Source organism: Streptomyces sp. NPDC002156, assembly GCF_053593675.1.
Map to the genome: position 1 here is coordinate 1 of NZ_JBSFDA010000341.1, position 3,660 is coordinate 3,660.

Consider the following 3,660-nt stretch of genomic DNA (forward strand, 5'->3'; position numbering starts at 1 on the left):
ACCCGGACGGCGCCGACGGCGCGATCCAGGGGCCGATGAGCGGACGGGCGTACCCCTCCTGCTCACCGGCGTGCGCGCCGCGCGCCCGGGGCGTCGGGCGGGCGGGGGAGTCCGCCGGACCGGGACGGCCGGAGGTTCCTCGGAGTGTGAGCGGGTCCGGGAAGGGGGCTGCCGGAGGTCCGGGGCGGTCGGAGGTTCCGCGGAGTGTGAGCGGGTCCGCGAAAGGGGCCGCCGAGGGTCCGGGGCGGTCGGAGGCTTCGCGGAGTGTGAGCGGGTCCGGGAAGGGGGCCGCCGAAGGACCGGGACGATGGGAGGCTCCGTTGAGCGTGAGCGGGTCCGCGAAGGGGGCCGCCGACGGTGCGGGGGCGTCCGCCTGTCCGGGGTACGAGGGCGCGCCGTGGGGTGTGAGCGGGTCCGGGGCCTCCGGGTACGTGGGGCGTGCGGTCGAGGCGCGCAGCGCGAGGCGGTCCGGGACCGGTGCCGACGGGGAGGCCGGCAGCGAGGCGGGCCGGGCCGGGACCTGCCGGCCGCCCGTGATCAGCTCCGCGGGGACCAGGACGACGACCCGGGTGCCCCCGAACGACGAGGGCCGCAGCTCCACCTGGAGGCCCAGGTTGGCGGCGAGCCGGGCCACGACGTACAGGCCGAGCCGGGCGTCGTCGGCGCGGGACATCACGTCCATCCGGGGCGGGTTCGCCATCAGCTCGTTGGCCTCGGCGTACTGCTCGGGATCCATGCCCATGCCGCGGTCCTCGATCTCGATCGCGATCCCGCGCCCCACCTGGGAGGCGGTCACCTCGACCGGGGTCGGCGGCCGGGAGAACGACACCGCGTTCTCCATCAGCTCCGCCAGCAGGTGCACCATCGGGCCGACCGCACGCTCCGACAGCCAGGTCTCGCCGTCGGTGTCGATCCGGATGCGCCGGTAGTCCTGCACCTCGCCCTGGGCCGAGCGCAGGATGTCCAGCAGCAGGACGGGTCTGCGCCAGCGCCGCTGCGGTGTCCCGCTGCCGAGGATGACCAGGTTCTCCTCGTAGCGGCGCAGCCGGGCCGCCAGGTGGTCGAGGTCGAACAGCCCTTCGAGGACCTCGGGGTCCTCGTGCCGCCGCTGCATCTCGCCGAGACGTTTCAGCTGCATGCCGATCAGCAACTGGGTGCGCCGGGCGATGCGTTGCAGCAGCCGCTCGAAACCGCGGTACAGCTCGATCTCGCGCACGGCGGTGTCCAGGGACGACGTACGGGCCTGGTTGAGGGCCTGGCCGAGCTGGCCGAGTTCGTCGTCGCCGTGCCGGATCTCGGGCAGTTCGGCGTCGGTGTCGACCTTCTCGCCGTTGCGCAGCCGCTCCACGATGTCGGGCAGTCGCTCCTGGAGTTCGAGGGCCTCGGCGCGCAGTCCGAAGATCCGGCGGCGCAGCATGCCGGTGAGGCGCAGCGAGATGACCAGCATCAGCACCACGGCCGCCGTGCTCACCGCGCTGTTGACCATCATGTCGGTCATCAGACCGCCGAGTTCGTCCTCGGTGGAGGCGACGAGGTCGTCGGAGTAGGCGCTGCTGGCCTGCAGCAGCGCGGGGGTCATCCCGGCGAGGCTCTGCTGCCACTCCTTGCCCTGCGCGGCGGAGACGGCGGTCCGGCCGCTGCCGTCGGCGTCCGCCGTGTTCAACAGGCGCTGCTCGAGCGAGGTCTTCCGCTTCCAGTCGGCGCCGGACAGCACGGCCCGGTAGGCCTTGGCCCGGTCGGCGGGCAGCTGCGGTACGACCTTGTCGCTGTAGATGTGCTGCTCGCTGCCGATCGTCTCGGTCAGCTGGAAGCGCTCCTCGGCGGTGAGCCGCCCGCTCGCCGCTCCGGCGGCGATGATCGCGTCCTCGCGCGAGAGCATCTCCAGGCCCCACTGCGCGTCGAGGGCCGGCCGGACGAGGACGGACGTCTCACCGAAGCCGACGTTGCTGAAGTCCTCCAGCAGATGCAGGCTCGACGCGATCACGCTCGTGTAGGCGTCGAACGTCTGCTGCCGGTCGGCGGACCGCCGGTCCACGGCGTCCCGGTAGTCGGGCAGCTTCTTCAGACCGAGGGTGACCTCCTGGAAGGCCTCGGTGAGAGAGGACGGGGCGGTGCCGACCGCTTCGAGGCTCTGTACGGACTTGTCGGTGCGCGTGCGCTGCCGGGTCAGCTCGGTCCGGCCGGCCTTGGGGTCCGCGAGCGCCGCCGCGCTGAGCCGCCGCTCCGCCTGGAGGTTGTAGAAGACGGTGACGATCGGGGTGCCGAAGCGTTTCCCCTCCTCGTTGCGGTCATGGACGGTCCGCCAGTCGCCGTAGAGCTGGGCCGAGTTCATCGCGCCCAGGGCCACCAGGGCGAGACAGGGCACCAGGGCCAGGACGAGCAGGATCGTCCGGAGCGACAACTGGCGCTTCGGGGCCGCCTGAGCCTTCGGAGCCCGGTCCTGCTGCTGTTGTGCCGTGCGTGCGTGGAGTGCCACAAAGGTTCCCGGCATGTGAGTGGTGGCGGACTGTCCGAAAAGAAGGGGTCCGCGCCATGACAGGGGGAGCCTACCGATTCACGAATTCACCACAACAGTTGTTCCAGTGAATGGGAGCGACTCGTTATTCGCCGGACATTCGCCCGACCTTCGCCCGACAAAATGGAATCCCTCACACCGCTTTCGCGCAGCCCACCGGCCGATCCCCGCCCAGTTGTACGTAAAGGGCCGTGGAGGCAGGGCAGTTGACGCGTTTGACGACCGCCTCGGTCACCTCGTACTCCGGTTTCTTCTCGCCCGTCCCGTCGCACGCCGTCTCGCGCACCTCACCCTGCCCGGCGCTGTACACGCAGTCGCCGACGATCGTGCGCGGGCCTCCGCCGCCGCCCGGGTCGCCGGGGTGCGGGGCCTGGAGGTTGCGCATGCAGGAGTAGCCCTGCGGGACGGCCCCGTCGCCGTCCTCGTCTGCGGCGGGCCGCTGTTCGCTGATGTGCAGCACGAAGTCGGTGGTCGCCGGACACGCCGGACCGGCGCTCACCTTGCCGTCGTACCGGGCCACGACCCGGGCCGCCGCCCGCTCGCTGGTGCAGGGCACCTCGGTGAAGCTGGTGGTGCCGAAGGAGCTGCACTCGTCGACGGAGAGGAAGACGGTGCCGTAGCCGGTGGGCCGGGGCGGCACCGGCCGCTGGTCGACCGCCGTACCGTCGGCGGCCCCGGAGGTCCCCGCCGCGGAGTCGTCCGCCGAATCGCCGTCCGACGCCAGCTGGCACCCCGTCCCCATGAACAGTGCGACCACCGCGAGCAACGCGCAGGCGAACACCCGCACGCGCACCACTTCCGTGGACCCCACAGAACGCCTCTTGCGCATCGCATCCCCCCGAGTACCCCCGCTCAGCGTGGCCCGCGCCGCCCGGGCCACGCCAGATGTCCAGAGGATTTGCGCCTATTGGGGGTGGTGCGCCGGTTGTGCGGCGTACGGCGTGTACGCCGCATTGCTTCTCTTTCCCGAGCGGGTTCGGCGAGATCAACTACGGTTCGGCAGCGCGCTGAAGGGGGTGGTGCGTTGTCGGGCGGCCCAGTCCAATGAGTGGGAGTAACGGCTGTGCTGTGCGCGGGAGTTGAGGGCGAGGTGGGTCCAGGTCTGGGTGTCCTCGGGGATCGGGGACTTGTTGACGGTCACACCG

The 3,660-nt window shown here is 71.6% G+C and carries 2 protein-coding genes; both read right to left on the reverse strand.

What is annotated here, in order from left to right; translation table 11 throughout:
• Positions 1 to 2,476, reverse strand: a 2,476-nt coding sequence (locus ACWCRB_RS49440; protein ID WP_451002318.1) for a sensor histidine kinase, incomplete at its 3' end; no start/stop codon positions are given.
• 172 nt (positions 2,477 to 2,648) lie between these two features.
• The gene (locus ACWCRB_RS49445; RefSeq protein ID WP_451002319.1) at positions 2,649 to 3,344 is read right to left on the reverse strand and encodes a hypothetical protein; all 696 of its coding nucleotides are present in this window, start codon (positions 3,342 to 3,344) and stop codon (positions 2,649 to 2,651) included.
• Positions 3,345 to 3,660: the final 316 nt, after the last annotated feature.